We start from the raw sequence: 22,097 nt of genomic DNA, 5'->3' as shown, positions 1-22,097 counted from the left end.
AAATCTATCTTTAGTTATTAATTCAAATAGATTGGTAATTGATTTAACCATTCTTCAAAATTATCGGCTTCCTTAGTTACACCATGTTCTTCATGAAAATAAAAGTAAACTCCCGTTTGCTGGCTCTCTTTTGAATGAAGACAAAAGTAATCTCCATTACCTATACTATAAAAAGGGATTAGTTCGTTTTTCCAAAAACCTTCTTTCATTTCATAATCATAAATAAATTCAATAGTATCATTTCCGTTCGTCTTACCACTAGAAACATTTAAAATATCCCCTGGAAATACATATTCAGACATTAGTTCAATAAAGCATTTAAATTCTTTAGGAAATTGACATCCAAATTTTTTCTCCAGTTCCCTCCAATCATTATCTGAAGGGGAATCTAAATCCTCTAATTCTTTATCTAACATACTGTCTAATAAGTTTGCAATTTCATCTTTTCCCACAAACTATCCCCCCTTATACTAGAAAAAAGGCTGAATTCTATTTTATTTACAAGTATTCTCTCGATTAAAGTCAAATGCTACTGAATATGTGTTTTAAAATCTTCTATTGACGTTGGGCGTATCATTGGATTATTTTCTATTTCTTATTCATCATTTTTCTCATCAGATTCCCATACTAATTTAAAACGAAATCCTTTCAATCCACTATTTGTAACTCTTTCTTTAAAAGCATCTGATACAAATATTTCTACAGATGTAATAGGGAGATCTCCTAATGAATGTTGCGTGTTACCATTACGAAATATATGCTGATTTTCTACTTTTTCTGGGATAAAGATAAACTCATCATAACCACCGTATTTAGTAGAAACTGATTTTTTATGATCCACACACTCAAAAATATTCGTTACATTTACAGCATAACAACTATATGTCTCATGCAATAGTGGCAAACACTCTACTTGATCCTCTATTAAATCATTTAAAATATGTATAGCTTTTTTTGTAAAAATAGGTGGGGTAGGAAATGACTCTCCTTCAAAACTTAACAAATCAGCTTTTTCCATATGTTTATATGTTTTCATTTGAATAGGTTTCCATGTACTAAGCATAGGTATACCATTAAATCCATCTTCAAATACTTCTTGTCCATTTTTATTACACGTAGTTAATTCATCATTGCCTAATAAATTTGTTAGTTGCCATATCTTCATAATAGCTCTCCTTATTCTTAAACATTGCAAAACTTCTCCCTTATTTGACCACTTCTTGTTTTTCCTCTATCACTATCTATTAGTTAATTCTTTGGCGATTGTTTCAGCTTTATGTAATTCTTCTAATAATGTATGTGGATAATCATTGTGACTGTCCATATATGCACGTACGCCACCCACAATGGTTATTCCCTTAATATCCTCGTTATTCTCTAATATTTCTAACGCTTTCTTATATCTTTTATATATTAATTGTAAAATACCACTATTAATATCTTTCACATAGTCTTTCTCCAACTTATGTATCACGACTTTTACTTGTTGAATTAACTGCCTTTTCTTGTTCACTATGTCCTCCTATTTAATTATCATAAATTTTATTTCTATTTTTCACCACTCCAACAATTGCCTTTCCTCAACTATTACTTGTATCTAGTTCTATACATCTATTCCTTAGTAACATTTCGTTTACCAACCAGTATGTTACTAGGAAAAGACCCTCTTTTGAAAAAACGAATCAAAAGAGAGCCTTTCTTTATAACTATATTTCCTATCCATACCTTCTGTCTAAAAGACTAATTAATTATTATGCATTTCTACGTTTCATAAATAATATTGCTCCAAGAGTTAATAACAAAAGACCGGCTCCGACTGAGAACCACGTAAAGTACATATTTCCACCTGTAGCTGGTAATGTTCCAGCTTTTGATGTTTTTCCTGTTTTAGGTTGCTCTAATTGCGGCTTTTCCTGCTGTGTTTTTCCTAATTTTTCCATTTTGAACTTCACTGTATGGTCCGCATCTTCAATGTCAACGTTGATTGCTACTAAGATATCATCTTGATATAGTTTTTCAAATACTACTACTTCTTTACCTTGTAGTTTAGAAGCATTAAATGTGAAATCAAGTGTGATAGAACCATTCTTCTCTTTTGCAGTAAATTTAGATTCTACTGCTACTTCTTTACCGTCAACTAGTAAAGGTTTCTTTGTTGCTTTATCCATTAGTTTACCTTTTGCTACATATTCTTTTCCTACGATTAAGTCTTTGTATTCCACTTTATCTTGGATCGTGACAGATTCGTTTGCATGTATCTCTTTTCCACCATCTGCTTTGTTTGTTGCTGTTGTTTTGATTGTTGGTTCTACGAATCGAACTGTTTGCCCTACATCGTTAATGTCAGATTGAACTGCCACTAAAACACCGTCTTGATATACCTCTTCAAACACTACTACTTCTCTTCCTTGCTGCTCTGCACCAACGAAAGGAAAGTCTAGTGTTACAAAACCATTCTTTTCTTTTGCTGTAAACTTAGTCTCAGCTGTTACTTCCTTTCCATCTATTAATAATGGTTTGTTCATAACCTTGTTCATTAATTTACCTTTTACAACATATTCTTTTCCTACGATCAAGTCCTTATATTCCACTTTATTTTGGATCGTGACGGAATCTTTTGCATGCATCTCTTTTCCACCGTCTGCTTTGTTTGTCGCTGTTGTCTTGATTGTTGGTTCTACAAATCGAACCGTTTGCCCCACATCGTTAATGTCAGATTGAATCGCCACTAATACACCGTCTTGATATACCTCTTCAAACACTACCACTTCTCTTCCTTGCTGCTCTGCACCAACGAAAGGAAAGTCTAATGTTACAAAACCGTTCTTTTCTTTTGCTGTAAACTTAGTCTCAGCTGTTAATTCCTTTCCATCTATTAATAATGGTTTGTTCGTAACTTTGTTCATTAGTTTACCTTTTACAACATATTCTTTCCCTACGATTAAATCTTTGTATTCCACTTTATCTTGAATCGTGATGGAATCTTTTGCATGCATCTCTTTTCCACCATCCGCTTTGTTTGTTGCTGTTGTCTTTATTGTTGGTTCTACGAATCGAACCGTTTGCCCTACATCATTAATGTCAGCATGAGTTGCCACTAAAACACCATTTTCATATAGTTCTTCAAACACTACCACTTCTCTTCCTTGTTGTTCTGCACCAACGAAAGGAAAGTCTAATGTTACAAAACCATTCGTTTCTTTTGCTGTAAACTTAGTCTCAGCTGTTACTTCTTTTCCTTCAATTAATAATGGCTTGTTAATAACTTTATTCATTAGTTTACCTTTTACAGTATACTCTTTACCAACAACTAAGTTAGTGTACTCTACTTTGTCTTGGATCGTGATAGACTCCTTTGCATGCATCTCTTTTCCGCCATCAGCTTTGTTTGTAGCTGTTGTTTTCAATGATGGAATCTTTTCAATTTCTGCGCTAGCCTTTGGTAACATTAAGTTAAAGAAAAGAGATATGACAGAGAGTAAAGCTAGAATCCTAATTACATATTTCCTCCCCATATTTACACCCTCCTGTTTGATTTAGATTACAAAAAATTCAATATTTACAATATTCTCACCAAACTACAATTCCATTATAAAACAAATAATTACATACTTTAACATTTTGTTTAATTTTCCAAATTTTGATTATTGGGATTTGCCAATGACTTGTTATGAAATGAAGCGTATTTCCTGAAACAAACTAGGAATTACGTGCTCGATTTAATTTATACATGAAAGATGATTCGGTGAGAATCATTGAGGAAAATAGGTTGTTGGCAAGAGTAAACGATGAGTTGTGTGTAACCATAGATAATAAGTATAAAAACGTATGAGATGAGATATTCGATACAGTAAAAAATGAGACACCTACCCTATGATAGGACAGCTATCATAGGATATCTATTTTCAAACACCTTATATCTATAACCCTAGTAAAGATCATTTTTGTGTATGAATATATTCTCTAATTAGTTTCACATCACTTTCTCTCTTTTCATCAGGAGAAACTCTTAACTTTTTATACTTCCATATAAGTAATCTCTCATAATGATTATAATTATTTTCTTCCTCTAATAAAGTATAATCAAATTCAACATCAAACTTACCAGTAGAGTATAACTCAAATGTTACATTAGTCCATGGTTCCTGCTTATTTTTTGGATAGTAGAAAAATACCGTCGAATCACTATATTCATCAACTTCTGAATATACCATTACTTTTTCCCACGGTTCTGGAATAATACTGTTTAACTGCATAACTACTTTTTGATAAATACTTTCCACGTTCTCTACATTCATTTACTTTACTCCCTTACAGTAATATCCTTTTGTCAAAATAATAAATCTGAAAGCCTCTTTATCTTGCCTCCAGTTTCTTCGTTCATTATTCTATTGGACCTATAAATTGAGTAATGAAATAAACATGCTCGATAAGTTTAACCTTTTGTAAGTTTTCTACTTTTTCTGATCCACCTAATGGAAGTAACGGTGTGTACCCAAAACATTCATCAATTTCAAGGCTTCCGTACCTGTGTATTGCCTGTTTGTAAGGCATCCAATCCAATACTTTCTCTAAAAAATAGTCATCTTTCGTATTTTTAAAGAAAAACTTAAATTTTCCACCTGCTACATCTACCGTACCTTTTCGATACTTAAGTAATAATAAATAGTTATTTTCCCACACAAGAATATCTCCCATACCTGTTGTAAAAACCGGGATAGCCTCTTCATAACGGATATAACTTTCCTTTAATATATCTAAGTATTCTTCTGGATTTATCAACCTTAAATATCCGTTTAACATACTTCCAAATCCATATTGTTTCCATAAAGCTATTATTTGTTCAGGAACTTTACCTGTATACTTTTCAACAATCTCTTGTGACGACTTTTCGAAACATATAAAATCACTTATCTTTTCCATAATATCTCCTTATCACAATTTCCCTAAGATTGAATTTACTTGTTCTAAATATAAATCTGGGTCGTCCTCTCTTATCTCAAGAAGAATCCCTTTAATTATTTGCTTTGTTGAACTATTTATATTTTCTAAAACATTCATATACGATACGACTAAACCTTTTGAATGTAAAAGTGTCCGATGAATTCTTTCCGCCCAGAATTCTGCATGAGGTAACATTTTAGGAATACTAATAGCTAATTTGTATAGCCCTTCCTCTACCCCGGAATGTTCAGCAATATAAAAAATCGTTTCAATAAGGTAGTCACCCGCTGATGGCTCAGCAATATCATCCTCAAAAATTATACAAAGATCAGAAATTATATCATTTGTCCCTTCATTCGCTAATTCATTGAGAATACTCTCAAAAACTTCAATATCATCCCCTTCATTCTCTAGAAAACGCATTTTATATAAAATGGAGATTTTCTCATTAAAATCCATTTACTTCTCCTCCTTTTTACAACATCATTATTATAATTTTCCACATATTTCCACATCATTGTGTTCATAATACGTTCAATTAATCTATTATAATAAATTATTACTTTCTAATAACTGATACCAATCATCCTCTTTACTACCAACAGTTTCGCTAATCCCTCTAAATTGAACAAACTTATTACCTAATTCACAATATTTTTTTCCTACATAAAAATGTTGTAAGAAATTATTAAAATCACCATATGATTCAATAATAAAATTTTGATTACTTAAATCTCCATACAAACAAGAAACTTCTCCATTCATCTTATTAATAAACAATGGATACCTTTCAATTTTCCCTATACAAATCCACTTATCAGCACCACCTGGCATGTCCTCCGTATAAAATTGAATACTTTCGCGTTTTAGATGACCATATATAGTAATTACTCCACCGTTCAACCTTTCATATTTTTTTATAATAAAATTATAATCTTTCAATGGGCCTTCTTCTAATTTTTCATCAAAAATTTTTTCTACCTCTATAATTTCACCAATAAGCAAACAAAATGGATTATTACCTAAAATATCCTTAATTAATTCTATTTTTTCTAATACTGATTTCTCCATTTTCTCCTCCCACTCATTATCTATTTAACTAAAATATAACTATTACTGTACCCCTTTTAAAGGTTATTATTTTTCACTTCATCAAACCACTCATCAGCAATATGGCTAGCTGTTTTAACTTCATCATTCGTATATACTAAATCATACTTATATTGAGCTTTAAACTTGCCACTTTGAACATCATATATCAATTTCATCTCAGTTGGCATGTCACGCTCATACCCTCTGCATAATTCTTCAATTTTCTCAATATCTTCACATATAATGCGCAATGCCATAGACTGTCTTTTGATAGACACATCATATCTGCCGCCTTCATCTTCCAATGCATCATTTACTTTATGACGTTCTACATACTTATTGTTAATGCAATAAAAGAAACTTCCCGAAATAATTCCTTCCTCACGCGAAGCATAAACGTACACTTTATCCGCTCTATCTTCAACATATTCCATGCATATAGATATCATATCAGCTTGCAATTCACTAAACTTTTCCTCAAATTCTTTCATACTACTTTTTCACTCCTTAGATTAAAATTCAAATGGCAACGTCTTGATACCCCACTTCAGCTACTTTTTCATTTAGTAGACGTATTCCTAGTCCATTCTCTGTATCCCACGTACAATCGAAAGTTATCCCAATATCTCGCTCTTCATGAATATCTCCATTTGGGACTACAATTCCAACTAAAGTGATTCTCCTAAGTAATTGGTCAATAGTTTCGATATACGGATAATTTTCATTAAATCCAATATCATACCCTAATTGTTGACGCTCTTGCTTGTAATAGTCTAAAATTGCTTGTAAAAAAACTTGCTGCAATTGTTCCCAATTTTGCAATAATGAATTATAAGCAGTATATTGTCCTTCATCAAACTTACCGTCTTCTTCACCTTTTACTATCAATGCTATTTCAACTTCTTTTCCACAAAATTCAACGTTAATGTCCTTAACCCATCCATATGTATACTCAATCTCACCAAAAACTGCATCATTTATAATCATTTTTAACTCTCCCTATTTACTCCCTTGGATCCATATCGATTTCTCTATTCGTATGAAAGTTACCCTCTGATATTAACTGTTTTTTCCAGTAGTTTCTATACTCAGTATAGTACTATCAATTGCTAATTTTTCAATGAGTTTTTTCGCCTTCCCGTATGGAAATCTCTCTACTAATATATAAGGCAGATTTTTTGAACCCTTTAGCAAATCAATTGCGGAAATCTCAAGCCCTAATACGTTCTTTATTCTTATTACATCTTTCAAACCTTCACTAGGAGTTTTCACTAACACTATATTACAAATATCAGACGACTTATGTATCGTTTTCTGTTCTATTTCACTTACACAACCACTATTTACCCATTTTTTAAAATCAGTGGTAATTACAGTAGCATGGCTTGGATTCATGTCCCCAGAATCAATTACTACCACCTCTTTTTCCTCTGCATGTTGAGCCATTAAAAATACATTACCCCCACCGTCATCACCAATTGAGACATACCCCCTCGCATACTCATCTACTTCCCAAACCTCGTTCCTTTCTGCAATATGCTCCGTACCATAAATAAGTAACCCACCACCTATTGAAAAGCCATTTGTACATCTGAATAATTCCTTATATACATTAGGTAATATAACATTCATGCGATTTTCTACTGCTTGAATTTCAATATCACTCGCTGCTGACTTTTCTATCAAATCTGGAATATTAAATAAATTAATCATTTAATAATCCCTCCTAAACTATCAAGATATTTAAACGTATCGCCTGTCCTCTCTCTATAATCGTTTCGCAATAGAGTTCATGAAATTCATAAAGTATGTCGGTATGTAAGCCTTCATTTTTAATTTGGTAAGTAGACAATCATTTTCCCTTTCATGTACTCACCTTTCCATCCACAAGGCCATCCTCCCATTTTATACACCTTAAATACCTTTTCATAAAAATTATCCACTTTTCCATTTACTAAACGATTTAGTGCACACATCTCAAGATCTCTTTCTACTTCTTCAAGAATATTTATATGATCAATAGAAATAAACGCCTGATAATAATTATAGTTATCAGAAAAAACTTCATATAACATCTCTTTTTTTGATTCCATATTAGGGTTATAAGTTCCTTCTAATAATTTTGCACTTTCATCCGATTTCATATCATCCCAAACGATTTGGGTAACATCCAAATCTTGAGACCAAGCCAATTCCTGTGCTTTATCAAAATCATGAATCATTTCAATGTCATGTAATAATTCATGTAACTTTATATCATTCCTATCAAATAAGCTTCTTTTTTGTATATACTCGATAACTTCCTCAACTAACTTAGTATTTTCACCATACTTCATCCCTGTATCCACCTTCCGCGTCCTTCGTCCTTCAGTCCCATTCTCCATACTGTATTCACTTATGGATATTCATTTGAATTTCATTGATTTTTTGTAAGTATCTTTGCTCATGCAGAGCTGCCTCGAAACCCAATGCCCTAAAGTCTAATCAAAAACAACTCTTAATCCTAGGTTTTACAATAAATAAAAAGAATCCATTTTGAAAAAAAGATTGATCAAAATGGATTCTTCTTCAGCAGATTTTTTGTTTCGGCTTTATAAAAATTCGAGCATTTTCTGCCTGTATTACTCCATTCATCGTGCTTGATTATTCTCTTAAAAGTGAAGAGTTTCTATTAAACTTTTTTAATATACTCATACACTTCTTTAGGTTTTATATTAAGCATGTGAGCAATCTCCGTTATTTTCTTTCCTTCTTCCTTCATCTTTTTTACTTTTATCTCCATTGTTTGCTCATATTCTTCTGCAATATCAAATAATGGACTTAATAAAGAGTGCCATATTTCAAAATCAGTAAATTTATTTCTTTCCAAAAACTCATTTAGCAATATTTCCAATTCTTTAGTTTGTATCATTCTTTTACCTTCTAACACTTGTTTCTCAGTAAGAAAATCACCTATATCTTTCATAAAATTAATAAATGAGTCCATCGAATCTGCAAGAAAATCGCCACCACTCCAACTGTCCATTCCGTGCATGATGGAAGATATAGGGTATCTTTCCTCACTTAAATCAATAATAATTGGATCTCCACACATAGTTTCATATGCAATAACAATCCAATTTGCGTCCCAAGTATCTTCCTCATCGGTTACAAGGGAGTTTCCATCGGTGTCAATACTGTATCCTACTTGAAATTCATCTAATTGCTCAAAAGAACATACATCAAAATTTACATACTCTCTAATTTTTTTATGTTCTAAGTTAATAAGTTCTAAATTTCTCTTTATCTCTACTTTTTGATGATAAGAATTAAATTGTATCATTGTCATTTTTACTACATCCCTATTTATACTTTATATGTATTCTTTTGTATCTGGTTGTTTACTAACAAACTAAGCCAAGAATATTAATAATAGATATTGTTATTTTTTCTTTACCTCATATGAAGATTCTGTATATACAATCAAAATAAAGTAATTTATATCCGAATATGTATTTGCAGGACTACTATGCCGAGGGTATAAATAAATTGTTTATAAGATCTGTGAAACCTCCTTTAATATTTCATCTTCCTAACTTAGAAACTCCCGATATCATTTTAAAATCCTTCAATTTAGTCGATTGGAGATTATTTCATTAACTCTTTAAAAAAATCAAATACTCTCCATCCTCTATACTAAAACATCTACCTCTAGATTTCTTATTAGCTATCTCTAAATACCCTCTAGCTTTAGAGAAATCTCCTACTTCATAAGCCACCTTGCCAGCCCAAAATTCTCGTTCGCCTGTATCTCCTCTTTCAGGATCTGCGACAAATATTTTATCAACCCATTTTTTCATCCGTTCAACATCACTTAATAAAATCGAGATATCTAAAATACCCCATATTATTAAAAAACTTTCATCATAAGTTATTTTATCATTTGGAAGCTCTCCCCATGCTTGCTCCAATAAAAAAACAGACTCTTCTAAATTCCCTTTATCAAACTCTTCATTACTCTTATCCATTAATTTTTGTATAAAGATACCTTTTTCACCTGTTACATAAGCCATTCCTATCTACCTCCAAAATTACCTATGTAAAAAAGCACCTTTTGTCTTTTGAAAAGAAAGGCTTTTCTTTACTTCAAAAAATACTTTAATACATTTAATCCGGTGTAATATATATACGTGGTCATTACATTAAATTTCTAATCTTCATAAATTACCGACCCTATATACTTAAAGTTCCTACTATCCAGTTTTGCTTCTTCAACAAGTTCTTCATACTCAAAATCATATAACCTAATGACAGTATTGTATTGTTCTTCTAAATTTTCACCATAAAAGTCTATAAGTTCACTTATAATTAATTCAGAATACGAAGCATTCTGTAGTAATTCAGACAAAGACGATGTAACATGTTCATTATATGTACATTCTAATAAGTCTTGGTTATACTCAATGAAATCTATTTGAAAATCAGTCATAAAACACGAAGGAATTCTGTTCCCCTCATTATCATATTTTATTTCTACATACTTTCTTAACACCATTTTGCTAGTACAATTTCCAAACCAAAGAGAAACAACTCCTGGACTTTCCATATTAATCCTCCTTTCCAATTTTTCTATGTTCTAATAGTAATAAATTAGGCACACTGTTTTAGATATAGTGTAATCAGCTTCTTAAATTCTTTTTAAATATTTCAATTATTCACCAGTTAAATTATTAATAAATCTTATTTTTCCATTTTCAGAAACTAATTGTAAATCACTACCTATTGGTAGCTCGTATATTCCCAGAATGGCCAGTTCAATATTTGCTACGGCATTAAAATCACACAACGCTAAATTTTCAGAATTATTAATATAATCATCATCAATTTTCGAAAATAATTTCCAACCATCATCTGCTGCTTCTATTAAATTTTCTCTCAATATCCGTTTCAATTTTCCTGTTTTATTAATTATATTTTTTGAAACAATACAGGCACCAGTTTTTTAATAATTTAATAGGTTTTTTTGATTCATTTTTCCCCATTCCTCTAATTAATTATGAAATAACCCTTTCATTTTAACTTTCTATTAATCATGTAATTTACTTAAGGACTCTGTGAACGTATTAGCAACAAAAAATACATTTTCCCTTGCAACTTTCTCTGCTTCTTCTGTTGTAATCCCTTCACTTTTTATTAACACTTTTTTCTCCCATGCGCCTTCATGCTCCCAATAGATGACAATTGGATTTTCTTCATGATTTTTATAATCAAAACAGATCAAATTTCCTGAAGGATCAATTGCAAAAGGAATAACCTGATTAGGAATTGTTCCTTTATAATTTTCATAAATCTTTAATATATTCTCTATGCGTTTTTCATCATAAGAAAGTAACGAGCCAAATACCCGCTCTACTTCGTTTACATCAAAAGCTTCGGGTTCTGCACTTGCACCATTATTTTCAAGTACACATTCAATATAATCTTGTGGAAAATGAACGCCCATTTTTCGGGCTACCTCTAGCACATAATGCCGACTAACAAGTTTATCTGGGTTATCCCATTCTATATGACTCATCTAATACCATCTCCCCATAATTTATTTTCATCTAAGTGGTTGATACCAATTGCACTTTATCTGGAATTTGGTATTATCGCTATTCTACAAATGAATGCTCAAACTTTCATGAGTTATTAATTCAATTTAAATATATCTATTAATTTTGATTTTTTAAAGGTTATTATTTTTCACTTCCTCAAACCACTCATCAGCAAAATCATCCGCCGTTTTTATATCATCATTTGTATGGATTAAATCATACTCATATTCAGCTTTAAACTTACCACTCTTAGCATCGTATATTAATTTCATCTCAGTTGGCATATCTTTTTCGTATACTTTGCATAACATTTCAATTCCTTCGATATCTTCACTTATAATTTGTAGAACCTGAAACATTTGTTCTGGAGATACATCATATCTTTTTTCTCCATTTTCCAATGCATCATTAACCTTGTGACACTCTACATACTTATTGTTAATGAAATAAAAGAAACTACTAGAAATCATATCTTCTTCACATGAAGCGTACACATATACTTTATCAGCTCTATCTTCAACATATTCCATACATATGGATATCATATCAGCTTGCAATTCACTAAATTTATCTTCAAACTCTTTCATACTACATTACACTCCTTTTATAAAATTTTAAATTTTGCATTACCTGGCTTACCTTTTTTATAGTGTAAGTAACTATAAATTTGTCTGGATTCTTATCATTTCCAAAGTATATAATATCCATCTTAACTGTTACTTCTTTTGGTGGTTTTTCTTTTAAAGCTGCAGCTCATTTATTTTCAACTTATTTATATTTCTTCAAATTCACATCAGTTAATTGCGAAACTAAACTTTCAATTTCAGGTGAACCTTCAAATCTATCACCTGCCAAATGTCCTGCATAATCTTGCCCTTTTACGCAGCTAAACATTTAACTTTTTAATAATTTAAGATACTTAGTATTCTTCGGATTCCCAAAACATCTACCTTCTGATTTTTTATTGGCAATACTAAAAAATTCTTTTGCGGTTTCTAAATCACCTAATTCAAAAGAAACTTTTCCTGCAATAAATTCCTTATCACCGGAATCTATACGTGCAAATCCAGTTAAAAATATTTTATCTGCCCACTCTTTTGCTTTTTTTAAATCATTTAGCATAAAACAAGTGGAGATAATATCCTTAACTAAATGGTAACTCTCTTCACAATAAATACCTTTAGGGTCAGGTATTATATCCCATGCCTCTTCTAATAACACAATAGAATGATTATAGTTACCATTATTAAATTGTTCATTGCTTTTTTCCAAAAGACTTTCGAATCCTTCTTTTATAGGTGATTGTAAAATGGCCATATTTATCCTCCTCAAATCATATCCTTAATCAATTCAAAATACTTATCATCCTCATTAAAAAAGAGTTTATAGCCTTCTAAAATGTAAGCTCTTAACAGATACTCCTTAGCTTTATCAAGCTCCCCACACTCGAATAAACTCTCTCCAAGCCTCAGTAAAATAAATGGATTTGAAATACCATCCGGACAGTTTCGTGCATTATATAAATTACTTTTTGCTTTCTCATACTCACAATTTAAAAAATAAGTATCTCCTAATGCTGTATAAATCCATGTACTTGTTTCCCAATCGGTCTTCGGTAACGGAACCAAATCCAGAGCAGCTATATAGCTCTCAATTGCTTTATCATCTTTTCCTTTTTCAACAAAAGCATCTCCTTTGTTACATAATCTCACAATTCGGTCATACACTTGATCGTTGAGTTCCAATATAAATCCTCCCAATAATTATTTATTTGTTGGCAAGTAGTTTTCATTTAACTTTGTACCTGCGAATCGATTTAAACTATCATGATCTAATACATAATTATTGGAGTCTAACATCCATTCTCTAACCGCTGGGGACTTCGCTCCATAATGTCTACCTGTATGTACTATTCCACCATAAAACTACATCAGTTAAATGAGTCATATCTGCTTGATCTAGAGGATACCATTTATTATCACTTGCCATAAATTCTATTTCACCATCACGTTTTGTACGGATTTTCGATGAAATTGAATTTCTTATTATTTCCATTTACTTCTCTCCCCGTATTGGAGCCTTTCCCAGGCGTATTCCCCACCAGGTCGATGCCATTTTCCATTTGCATCTTGATTGATAATAGCCTTTAGGTACATTACTCGTACCCTATGTTGTAATCTTAAAATAAAAAGCACTTGTTGTCTTTAGCTGACAATCAAGTACTCAAAGTTCATCTCTTTTAAATAGCATTAATTTTGTAAGTTTTAGAGTACTATGGCACCTTTTATATGTATTGACAACTACTACGTAAAAACTTATGGGTTTATTGGTTTCATGCCCATTCCATGTGTTTATATTCACCACTATGTAAAATTTCATTTTGCCTAAGCTCGTACTTTGTTTTCTATTCTATCATCGTACATTGTACTCCATGATGGTACTACCTTCATGGGCTCTGAATTTCAGCATATCATCTTTCATGTTGTCCAAAGTAAATATCCATAAAAAGCACATCATTAATTCATAATTTAAAAATATTCTTGTTCAATTTCGCAAATAACTACTCGAAATAAAGGTTATAATCTATCTCAACCTTACTAAGACCATCTAGTACTTTCTCTACCCTATTAGTCAAGTCTACTATTTCTTCATGTGTCAGTTCGTTTGTAACATCTAAATCTTTAAACATACTTAATCTCTTTGTTATCCCTTCAACATATCCAATAAAGACCTCATTTTTGGATAACAATATTTCACCTACAGCAGTATCAACAATAAAGTCTTCTACCTTTCCAACATTTATATATTCATTAACAGTTCTCGCTATTGCATAATCATGTCCCCTATTTAATTTTAAATAATCATTATAGTCTTCGTTAATCACCTCAAATATTTCATTATATTCCCAGTCTTCCATGATATCACTCCTCTTTTATAGTTTAAGTCTTTCATCGTTATTGCGAATAACTTCCAATTCAATATTCTTATATTTATTAGCAAATTCAGCTATTACTTTGCTACAACTATCACACGTATCCATTTATCTAAATGATATAATTTTACCAGTAATATTTACAGCATACCCCAGTTTTAAAGCAATTTCATTCAAAAACTTATACTCAATCTTACAATTTTTTATATCTGTTAAAAAACCAGCATCCATGGTCAATGGATACTGGCATAATATTCTTACGTATCAAACATATTATAACAAGTAAATGTAATACCTCTAGTCTTGTTCTTTTAATCCAATGTTTTCTCTTTTAATATCAAGTACATCTGAAACACCACATTCATCAAATTTTCCTATTAAATATTCATGTCCTTTTTGTAAAGCTTTGATTCTTTCTTCTGTATAAATAGGTATTAAAGTATAAAAATTAATCATTCTATTTTCTGAATCTACAAAACTTCTTACCTCTTTAGATCTACCGATTAAAATACATGATAATTCTGTATTAGAAGCAAATGGCATTGGAGGTTCTCCATTTGGAAGAATGACCCCTTCCTCTAACCAACCATCATATTTATGAGGTATGTGAGCAGCCATTCTCACCCACTTCAAAGGCCAATAATTATCTTTGTTCGTCAATTCTGTTTTGTTTATTGGCCAATTTGCAGGCAACTTTAATACTAATTCAGCATACTTAAATCCCTTACTGTCTTCCGAATCATCCATTGCAAAATCACTCATCCCAGTAGTCACAAGAGTTATAAAATCATGTTTTTTTGATGGCAATATAATTTGAATATCAATTGATACCTTACTACCGGGTATGATTTCACTGATAGTATCCTCAATGGGGCCGAATTGTTCTGTTATATAATCTAAAATCTCAGTTTTTTCATTTTCCCCAGTATCTTTATATGCCCCTCTTTTAGTAGCATCCAATAAATTCGCTATTTCTATTTGCCCTTGTTCATGTGCAAATGCTAACGCATTCATATTTTTCATATATTCTCCCGTGTACTTAACGTGAATGTCAATTCCATTTTCAATCAGAAGTTTTACAATATCTATATATCCACCCTGAATAGCACCAAACAAAGGATTCCTTTCCGGTTCACTCGTATCCATTTCAGCTCCACAAGTCAATAGATACCTAACAATTTCAAACTGTCCTTTTGAAGCCGCTTGGTTAAGTGCCCCACCACCATATACATCACCGCGCTTATTTATATCAGCACCTAATTCTATAAGTCGCTTGACTATTTCAAGCTTTCCATGTGTGGCTGCAACATGAAGAAAAGTTCCAAACGGTCTCATCGACATATTCAAGAGCTCAGTATCTGAACCAATTAACTCAACTACACCTTTAACATTATTTTGCTTAATGGCTGTACGAATTCCTTTAGCTAGTTGAATATTTTGCATATTAATCCCCTTATCTCAACTTCTTTTTTTCTCCGTAAAAATGCCGATAATTTTCTTATAGCGTTATTCAAATTAACTCGTAATGGTACTACATTTTAAAGTTCATTGTATCCACACCCAAAACACTATTCTTTATGCTGCTCTTTTAGCATTTCCATTCCGTACAAAAATCTCTTAATAGAATCCTCGTTCTTCAATAATTTACTTAAGTATAGTAACACATCAAACTCTTCAGGATCTGCATCATAATAGATCATTCCCGGATCAATAAAAGGCTCGTAAACTATATGGCAGATATTTCGGCCTGCTATTGTTACACTAAAACATCTTTCATATTTGGAAATATACCTATTTACACAAATGAAATTGCCTATCGATGTTTCAAATGAAAGTCCATTATAGAAAAAATATAATTTGTTATTTTTAATATATATACCAACTACCTGCCCATCTTCACTAAATCCTCCAACACCTTGTCTAACCAACTCTACCTTGTTCTTTTCGACTATTGAATATCCGCTACTTTCTAACATGATATATGTTCCTACCTTGGAGTAATTATTCATTATTATCATAAATTGCCTCTCCTAATGCTTTCATTCTAATAGTATATGTATTACATCATCTTTTTACATTGATTATTAAACTAATATGAATTTGTATTAATCTACTATAAGTTTTAATATGCTCAATCCAGTACTAGTACAATCCACTGTACTCAAACTTTCTTCCCTTCATGAATGTCCAAATATTTCTTTTTGAAATTAGATTTAGGTATGAGGTTAAATTGTATATTCCCATATTGTCATTCATACGAATTTACCTCTGGAAGATACTCATAATTATAGCCAACTTTAAATTTACCATCTATCATCAATAGGTATACTATATTGATAAATTCCAACAAATTCTAATTCGTTACTTTTATATTTAACCTTTCTTTGCTTAGCATTGTATTCCATATTGTAAATTAAAATGGCTGCGTTAAATTTCTTTTCACAGTTTGTATACTTAAATCGTTGAATAAATTGATCAACGTAAGAAAAACCTTTCAATAAATCCTTTATATTATTTTTTGATTGACTAACCCATTCCTTTTCAACTAAATCACGATCATAATAAATCAAATTAAAGTCCTTTTCGAAATTAGAAGATATACTATCTCCATCTTCTGTATATTCATTATTTGTATAATTCAAAAATTCATCCTTACTCTCAAAATTTCCAACCCATATGGATACTTTCTCTTTCATAATTTTACTACCTTTCTATTCACACATTCTTTTATACATAAACCTACAAACTATTTATTAAACTTTCTTCTCATCATTATTAGTAATAGGATCGTCATTTAATACATACTTTTTGCCTATAGTTAAAAATTCAGTTCTATCATTTGAATCCTCCTAGTTATTTTGTATTAATATTACTAGCTCCTATGTTGGTAACTTCACATGAAGCGTAAATATATACTTTATCCGCTCTATCTTCAACATATTCCATACATATGGATACCATATCAGCTTGCAATTCACTAAATCTATCTTCAAACTCTTTCATACTACATTTCCCTCCTTTTATAAAATTTTTAATTTTGCATTACCTGGCTTACCATCTATATTGTAAGTAACTATAAATTTGTATAGACTCATATCATTCCCAAAGTATATTACATCAACCTTAACTGTTACTTCTTTTGGTGATTTTTCTTTTAAAGCTGCAGCTCATATATTACGAATGAATAATTAAACAATATTATTGTCTCTATAAAAATAGGCTTCAAAATTTAAAATACAACATCCTGATAACCTACCTCTGTTACTTCACCTTTCATAAGACAAAGACCTAATCCATTTTCCATATCCCACGTACAGTCAAATGTAAGTCCAATATCAAGAAAATCGATAAGATCATTATCCGGAATAAAAATTCCAACTAAGGTTATTTTTTCAAGAACTTGAGTAGCTGTTTCTATTAAAGGATAACTTTCGTTAGGCTCAACATCGTAACCAAGTTCATCTCTTTTTTGTTTATAATAATCTAATATAGACTCTAAAATACTTTGTTGTAATTGTAGCCATCTTTCTATTAAAAAGTTATATGCCGTATATTGTTCTTTCTCAAAATGACCATCATCTTCTCCCCTAACTATTAACGTCACCTTAACTTCGTTCCCAAAAAAATCAATGTTTTTATATCCAATCCAATCATAATTATTAAACTCAAGTTCGCCAAAATCGGCATCATTTATTTTCATTACATATCTCCTTTATTGTTTACTCTTTCTCCCGAAGTTCGTTCCACCCTATTTACGTGTACTTCCATTAAGTAATGTTTCTTGATCTTTTATGAAGAATGGGGTATTGTCCATGTCTTTTGCTAATATATTTTCAATTATATAATATTAGCAAATTTTGTTAACTTGAATTCATATAAAATAATTTTATAGCATTGCATGCACTAATAAAAAAAGCACTTGTTGCCTTCGTAGACAATCAAGCACTTTAAGTTCATATGTTTTTTAAATAGCATAAATTTTGTAGGTCTTAGCCTGATCTTTTATTACATCTTTCTATAAAAAACTGCAGTCCAATTGTATCTAACACTTAGGCTACACTTCATATCAGACATTTTTTCATATAAATGTTCTTAGTATATTATTTTTGTAACTTTAAATTAGAAATCAACTCATCTAGACTATCCGAAATCGCTTTAAACGAACCTCGTTCAAAATTCTCCAATTCAACCTTACCACTTACATTATGTAACACAACTATCAAACCGTTCCCCTCTACACCTATCGGAGTCTTATCAACCTTATTATGATTGTTTTTATACCCTTCTAAATTACTTTCGAAGGAATCCAATTCAATATTTGGTAATACAGGTTCTAGCCTAATATAATGATTACCAATAAATCCATCTAAATCAGCAAACCAATAAGAATTAAAATAATCATCAATTGAAGTGTGCAGTTTAATTTCAAACCTTTCCTCAATCATCGTTAAATCATTCTTATTATTTTTTTCAATAGGTTTCCATGAAATTTCTTTTTCATCATCCATTTCACCCTTATATATAAATGAAGCCACTTCTTCGCTGTATGGCGTTTTAAATAAAAAATCTAACCCTTTATCAAAATATTCTTTTCTTAAATTAAAATATTTGCTCATAGCATCCTTCATTACCAAAATAATCACCCTTACTTTTCTAATCGTTCAGCATATTTTTGGTCATTTCCCCAAACTCCTGCGCTTTTCTCAGGATGATGAATCCACTCTAACCCTGGGTATGGCTTTGAGGGTACAGGCATAACCTGACCTCCACCAGGTAGAATCGGATTATAGTTCCATATGTGAGTCACTTTACCACTACTTGGATCAGTATAATAAATTTCACTATTCTTCCCCAAAGTCTTGGTTGAGGAGGAATCCCATTTAAATCGGGTTTATCACTTGATATTATCACAACAGGACTACCGTTTTTCGAAAGGATAGTGCAAGTGGGGAAACGATTGTTCGTTTCTAGTACCAACAAAAAACATACTTGGGGCATTACCATAAGGTGGCATGAATGCTAGAGCGTCAAACTTCCTAGCGATAGACGAAAAGACCTATCGTTCTAACTCAAGCCCCCACTGAAATGTTTCATCTCAGTGGGGGCTTGAGTTGATAATCTACAGCTACTTGCAAACTATCAGTCTTCTTTTCTTCTGCAACGTCTTTGCTAGAACAAGCTATTCCTGACAATGACATGATTGGAACAACTAAAGATAACAATTTACGTTTCATTTACATATTCCCTTTATTATTTTGATTTATCTGCAATACCCTTTGTTGCTTCATCAAATATCTTTGCACCTATACGTGTCTTACCCATTGACTCATGAAGTTTAGCTTGATCTTCTTGCTCTATTGCATCAAATAGAAGTTGGAAAGCATCTTCATAATATTGCATGGATTGTTTTATCTCGTTTTGTTCTCCCTCAAATCCTGAAGGTGCTTTTAATTCCTTTAGTTTCTTAGCATTTGCTTTTGCTCCACCTACACTTAGTTGGATTTCACTTTTCTTCTGTACATAAGCCTTGATGTCTGAACCTGCTATTCCTTCAATTAAGTGCATTGTATCTGCAATTGCATTCGAACTGTCTATAATGTCTTGCTTATACTTCGTAACTTCTTCTAAATTAGATACATCGTTTGACTTAGGGGCATCATCTGTTCTTTTTATCGTGTCAGAGTCTGTATCCCCCAATGCACTCTGCTTATCCTTTACAGATTTATTTGCATTCACAGCGCCTACTCTAGATGTTTCGTCTTGGACAGGTTGGAATCCTGATATCCAATACTTATTACCTCGTTCGATTAACTCTGTGATTTCCTGTTTCTTATCAGGGTCTATATCCTTCTCATTTGCTTTAAAATACTTAGCTTGTTTTGAGTAAGCTTTACTATAACAATCAACTGCTTTTAGTAAATCTTTATGTGATTTTGCATACTCTTTTGGTGGTTCAATCTTATCAAACTTAGCAATGATTGTTTGTAACTCAGATTCTTGTTTTAGGACTTCTTTCTTTAAAGTTTTCTCATCCTTTTCTTTATTCATTGCTACTTCTACTATATTCGTGATTTTTCCCATTAACTCAGATGATAAGCTAGTCATACGTACTGGATAAATGTCTTTCGATAAATTCTCTTTTGTTTCTGCTTTAGACTCTACTTTATCCTTCGCTTTTGAGTCTACTTTATCTGTCCCACAACCTACTAATAACATAACTGGAATTGCTAACATTACGAGTTTCTTTGCTTTCATTATGTATACTCCTATTTAAAAGTTTTTTAATTGACTACCATATGGAACTGTAACATAAAATAAATAAACAAATATAAGCTCATTTTTGCTCTTAAAGGAAATTTCAGGGATTTTAATAATATGATAACATGTATTATGGTTGTAGAGAATCCCCCTTTGTATACCTTTATTCCAAATTTATCCTTATTCATCCCGAAACAAAAATACATGTGATTTTTAGAATGGGTTGTTATAAAAATATTAAGTTGATGGGTTTGGACTGAGACTTTCAAATATTGTGCGTTCTCATCAAATACCAAACATAAAAGGATTTTACATTTAATTCACAGGAAATCTCTCTTTTACAAGATCTTCGATATTATTTGCTTCTTTAATTTCTTTTGATGATAACCAAGTTGTGTATAATGTTCCAGTCTTATTGGTTAAATCTATGACAAAATTTTTATTATCTAGTTCTTCTTTAAGCATGATGGTTACTTTGAGCAAATCCTCAATGAAAGGGGGATTATTTTCAAATATACCGTCGCTATTAAGTGCTAAAATTACTATATATTTTCGAAGTCCCTCATGATCCGAATTTATATAAGTAATATCTTTAATTGCAAATCGATCGTTTTGCATTTCATGTAATCTTTCTTCTACTTTGGTATGCGTTCTAATCCAATTTCCCCAATATTTATGGTATCTGACATCGTAGATTTCATTGTTTGTTTGTTTCCTTCATTTCTTCTACTATTTTTCCTTTTTCATCATATTTTTTAAAACTCACTAATCTCCCTAAAGCTCTATGTTCCATTAATCTTATAACACCATTTTCATAAAATTCTTTTTGTATACCTTCTAAAGTATTATTCTCTATATGTTTAATTTCTTTAATTTGTCCATTTGGATAAAAATTAACCATTTCTCCATTTTTAATTCCATCCTTAACCATATAGTAATTTGCTAAATTACCATTCTCATAACAGTCATAAATGATTCCAGTAAAAATATGCTCATTATTGTCTTGATCATATTCTACTATAAAAGAATCGTATTCATCTCCTCCATATCCAAAATCCTCTCCAAACTTTTTGCCATTATTCATAACGTATTCTCCATTTAATATTTTATCTTCCAAATTTAGAAACCTCCGATATCATTTCAAATTCCTTCAATAAATATGAACAATGTGGACAACACTTGAACGTAATTTCACCAGGCTTATTCTTATTAATTCCTGTTCTTATAACATTTACAGTTAAATCTTTTACTCGAACATTAGGATTCCTCTTTAGTGCTTCTTTTACGCTTTCACT

Annotated in this window: 32 protein-coding genes and 1 pseudogene; all 33 read right to left on the bottom strand. The window is 31.3% G+C overall.

Annotated elements, in window-relative coordinates; genetic code table 11:
• Positions 1–17: 17 nt before the first annotated feature.
• The 33 genes and pseudogenes from ACUN28_RS13285 to ACUN28_RS13125 all read right to left on the bottom strand — a co-directional run bounded on the left by ACUN28_RS13285 (position 18) and on the right by ACUN28_RS13125 (position 21,919).
• Entirely contained in the window at positions 18–452 is a 435-nt protein-coding gene (locus ACUN28_RS13285) for an SMI1/KNR4 family protein (RefSeq protein ID WP_016087134.1), read from the bottom strand.
• A 143-nt stretch (positions 453–595) separates the two neighbouring features.
• A complete protein-coding gene (locus tag ACUN28_RS13280) occupies positions 596–1,165 on the bottom strand; it encodes an imm11 family protein (RefSeq protein WP_016087133.1) in 570 nt (189 codons plus the stop codon).
• Positions 1,166–1,237: 72 nt separating this feature from the next.
• Complete coding sequence (locus ACUN28_RS13275; RefSeq protein WP_016087132.1) at positions 1,238–1,513, bottom strand: hypothetical protein; 276 nt, start codon at positions 1,511–1,513, stop codon at positions 1,238–1,240.
• A 238-nt stretch (positions 1,514–1,751) separates the two neighbouring features.
• The gene (locus ACUN28_RS13270) at positions 1,752–3,515 is read right to left on the bottom strand and encodes a VaFE repeat-containing surface-anchored protein (protein ID WP_016087131.1); all 1,764 of its coding nucleotides are present in this window, start codon (positions 3,513–3,515) and stop codon (positions 1,752–1,754) included.
• Between the two features lie 423 nt (positions 3,516–3,938).
• Positions 3,939–4,298 (bottom strand): immunity protein YezG family protein, encoded by a 360-nt coding sequence (locus ACUN28_RS13265; protein ID WP_016087130.1) that lies wholly within the window; start codon positions 4,296–4,298, stop codon positions 3,939–3,941.
• Positions 4,299–4,383: 85 nt separating this feature from the next.
• Positions 4,384–4,923, bottom strand: a complete 540-nt coding sequence (locus ACUN28_RS13260; protein WP_000411576.1) for a T6SS immunity protein Tdi1 domain-containing protein — start codon at positions 4,921–4,923, stop codon at positions 4,384–4,386.
• 12 nt (positions 4,924–4,935) lie between these two features.
• On the bottom strand, positions 4,936–5,403 hold the full coding sequence (locus ACUN28_RS13255) for an Imm30 family immunity protein (protein ID WP_016087129.1): 468 nt from the start codon (positions 5,401–5,403) through the stop codon (positions 4,936–4,938).
• An 87-nt stretch (positions 5,404–5,490) separates the two neighbouring features.
• A complete protein-coding gene (locus tag ACUN28_RS13250; protein WP_016087128.1) occupies positions 5,491–6,015 on the bottom strand; it encodes a hypothetical protein in 525 nt (174 codons plus the stop codon).
• A gap of 56 nt (positions 6,016–6,071) precedes the next feature.
• On the bottom strand, positions 6,072–6,527 hold the full coding sequence (locus tag ACUN28_RS13245; protein ID WP_016087127.1) for an immunity protein YezG family protein: 456 nt from the start codon (positions 6,525–6,527) through the stop codon (positions 6,072–6,074).
• Positions 6,528–6,555: 28 nt separating this feature from the next.
• Positions 6,556–7,023: a DUF2004 domain-containing protein gene (locus ACUN28_RS13240; RefSeq protein WP_016087126.1), complete on the bottom strand. Its 468-nt coding sequence runs from the start codon at positions 7,021–7,023 to the stop codon at positions 6,556–6,558.
• Between the two features lie 72 nt (positions 7,024–7,095).
• Complete coding sequence (locus ACUN28_RS13235) at positions 7,096–7,749, bottom strand: SMI1/KNR4 family protein (protein WP_016087125.1); 654 nt, start codon at positions 7,747–7,749, stop codon at positions 7,096–7,098.
• Positions 7,750–7,868: 119 nt separating this feature from the next.
• The gene (locus tag ACUN28_RS13230; RefSeq protein WP_016087124.1) at positions 7,869–8,372 is read right to left on the bottom strand and encodes a hypothetical protein; all 504 of its coding nucleotides are present in this window, start codon (positions 8,370–8,372) and stop codon (positions 7,869–7,871) included.
• A gap of 335 nt (positions 8,373–8,707) precedes the next feature.
• Positions 8,708–9,364 carry an SMI1/KNR4 family protein gene (locus ACUN28_RS13225; protein ID WP_000177836.1) on the bottom strand — a complete coding sequence of 219 codons (657 nt, stop codon included), beginning with the start codon at positions 9,362–9,364 and terminating at the stop codon, positions 8,708–8,710.
• A 307-nt stretch (positions 9,365–9,671) separates the two neighbouring features.
• The gene (locus ACUN28_RS13220; protein ID WP_016087123.1) at positions 9,672–10,088 is read right to left on the bottom strand and encodes a hypothetical protein; all 417 of its coding nucleotides are present in this window, start codon (positions 10,086–10,088) and stop codon (positions 9,672–9,674) included.
• Between the two features lie 137 nt (positions 10,089–10,225).
• Positions 10,226–10,621, bottom strand: coding sequence for an immunity 22 family protein (locus tag ACUN28_RS13215; RefSeq protein WP_000445625.1), 396 nt, complete (start codon positions 10,619–10,621; stop codon positions 10,226–10,228).
• 105 nt (positions 10,622–10,726) lie between these two features.
• A complete protein-coding gene (locus ACUN28_RS13210) occupies positions 10,727–10,954 on the bottom strand; it encodes an immunity protein Imm33 domain-containing protein (RefSeq protein WP_016087122.1) in 228 nt (75 codons plus the stop codon).
• A 147-nt stretch (positions 10,955–11,101) separates the two neighbouring features.
• Complete coding sequence (locus ACUN28_RS13205) at positions 11,102–11,590, bottom strand: SMI1/KNR4 family protein (RefSeq protein WP_445423394.1); 489 nt, start codon at positions 11,588–11,590, stop codon at positions 11,102–11,104.
• Positions 11,591–11,743: 153 nt separating this feature from the next.
• Positions 11,744–12,199 carry an immunity protein YezG family protein gene (locus ACUN28_RS13200; protein ID WP_016087120.1) on the bottom strand — a complete coding sequence of 152 codons (456 nt, stop codon included), beginning with the start codon at positions 12,197–12,199 and terminating at the stop codon, positions 11,744–11,746.
• 307 nt (positions 12,200–12,506) lie between these two features.
• Positions 12,507–12,929 carry a hypothetical protein gene (locus tag ACUN28_RS13195; RefSeq protein WP_016087119.1) on the bottom strand — a complete coding sequence of 141 codons (423 nt, stop codon included), beginning with the start codon at positions 12,927–12,929 and terminating at the stop codon, positions 12,507–12,509.
• Positions 12,930–12,940: 11 nt separating this feature from the next.
• On the bottom strand, positions 12,941–13,357 hold the full coding sequence (locus ACUN28_RS13190; RefSeq protein ID WP_000422370.1) for a tetratricopeptide repeat protein: 417 nt from the start codon (positions 13,355–13,357) through the stop codon (positions 12,941–12,943).
• Positions 13,358–13,508: 151 nt separating this feature from the next.
• Positions 13,509–13,667 (bottom strand): hypothetical protein, encoded by a 159-nt coding sequence (locus ACUN28_RS13185; RefSeq protein WP_016087118.1) that lies wholly within the window; start codon positions 13,665–13,667, stop codon positions 13,509–13,511.
• 505 nt (positions 13,668–14,172) lie between these two features.
• A complete protein-coding gene (locus ACUN28_RS13180) occupies positions 14,173–14,529 on the bottom strand; it encodes an Imm3 family immunity protein (RefSeq protein ID WP_016087117.1) in 357 nt (118 codons plus the stop codon).
• Between the two features lie 15 nt (positions 14,530–14,544).
• Positions 14,545–14,652 (bottom strand): deaminase domain-containing protein, encoded by a 108-nt coding sequence (locus ACUN28_RS13175; RefSeq protein WP_223261054.1) that lies wholly within the window; start codon positions 14,650–14,652, stop codon positions 14,545–14,547.
• Positions 14,653–14,841: 189 nt separating this feature from the next.
• Complete coding sequence (locus ACUN28_RS13170; RefSeq protein ID WP_016087116.1) at positions 14,842–15,987, bottom strand: suppressor of fused domain protein; 1,146 nt, start codon at positions 15,985–15,987, stop codon at positions 14,842–14,844.
• Positions 15,988–16,112: 125 nt separating this feature from the next.
• Positions 16,113–16,562 (bottom strand): hypothetical protein, encoded by a 450-nt coding sequence (locus ACUN28_RS13165; protein ID WP_016087115.1) that lies wholly within the window; start codon positions 16,560–16,562, stop codon positions 16,113–16,115.
• Positions 16,563–16,847: 285 nt separating this feature from the next.
• Positions 16,848–17,240, bottom strand: coding sequence for an immunity 22 family protein (locus ACUN28_RS13160; RefSeq protein ID WP_000660887.1), 393 nt, complete (start codon positions 17,238–17,240; stop codon positions 16,848–16,850).
• Positions 17,241–17,397: 157 nt separating this feature from the next.
• Positions 17,398–17,547, bottom strand: coding sequence for a hypothetical protein (locus ACUN28_RS13155; protein ID WP_002096454.1), 150 nt, complete (start codon positions 17,545–17,547; stop codon positions 17,398–17,400).
• Between the two features lie 226 nt (positions 17,548–17,773).
• Positions 17,774–18,244, bottom strand: a complete 471-nt coding sequence (locus tag ACUN28_RS13150) for a DUF6985 domain-containing protein (RefSeq protein ID WP_016087114.1) — start codon at positions 18,242–18,244, stop codon at positions 17,774–17,776.
• Positions 18,245–18,644: 400 nt separating this feature from the next.
• Positions 18,645–19,160: a SecY-interacting protein Syd gene (locus ACUN28_RS13145; protein WP_016087113.1), complete on the bottom strand. Its 516-nt coding sequence runs from the start codon at positions 19,158–19,160 to the stop codon at positions 18,645–18,647.
• Between the two features lie 474 nt (positions 19,161–19,634).
• Positions 19,635–19,778, bottom strand: coding sequence for a hypothetical protein (locus ACUN28_RS13140; RefSeq protein WP_016087112.1), 144 nt, complete (start codon positions 19,776–19,778; stop codon positions 19,635–19,637).
• A gap of 16 nt (positions 19,779–19,794) precedes the next feature.
• A complete protein-coding gene (locus ACUN28_RS13135; protein ID WP_016087111.1) occupies positions 19,795–20,799 on the bottom strand; it encodes a DUF7018 domain-containing (lipo)protein in 1,005 nt (334 codons plus the stop codon).
• Positions 20,800–21,117: 318 nt separating this feature from the next.
• Positions 21,118–21,506: pseudogene (locus ACUN28_RS13130) on the bottom strand (hypothetical protein); the annotation flags it as partial.
• Positions 21,500–21,919 carry a toxin-antitoxin system YwqK family antitoxin gene (locus tag ACUN28_RS13125; protein WP_016087109.1) on the bottom strand — a complete coding sequence of 140 codons (420 nt, stop codon included), beginning with the start codon at positions 21,917–21,919 and terminating at the stop codon, positions 21,500–21,502. The gene ACUN28_RS13125 and the pseudogene ACUN28_RS13130, both read right to left, overlap by 7 nt.
• Positions 21,920–22,097 lie beyond the last annotated feature (178 nt).

Source organism: Bacillus sp. WC2507 (assembly GCF_052656125.1).
The sequence above is the reverse complement of the archived record's forward strand: the minus strand, read 5'-3'. Positions and strand labels throughout refer to the sequence as shown.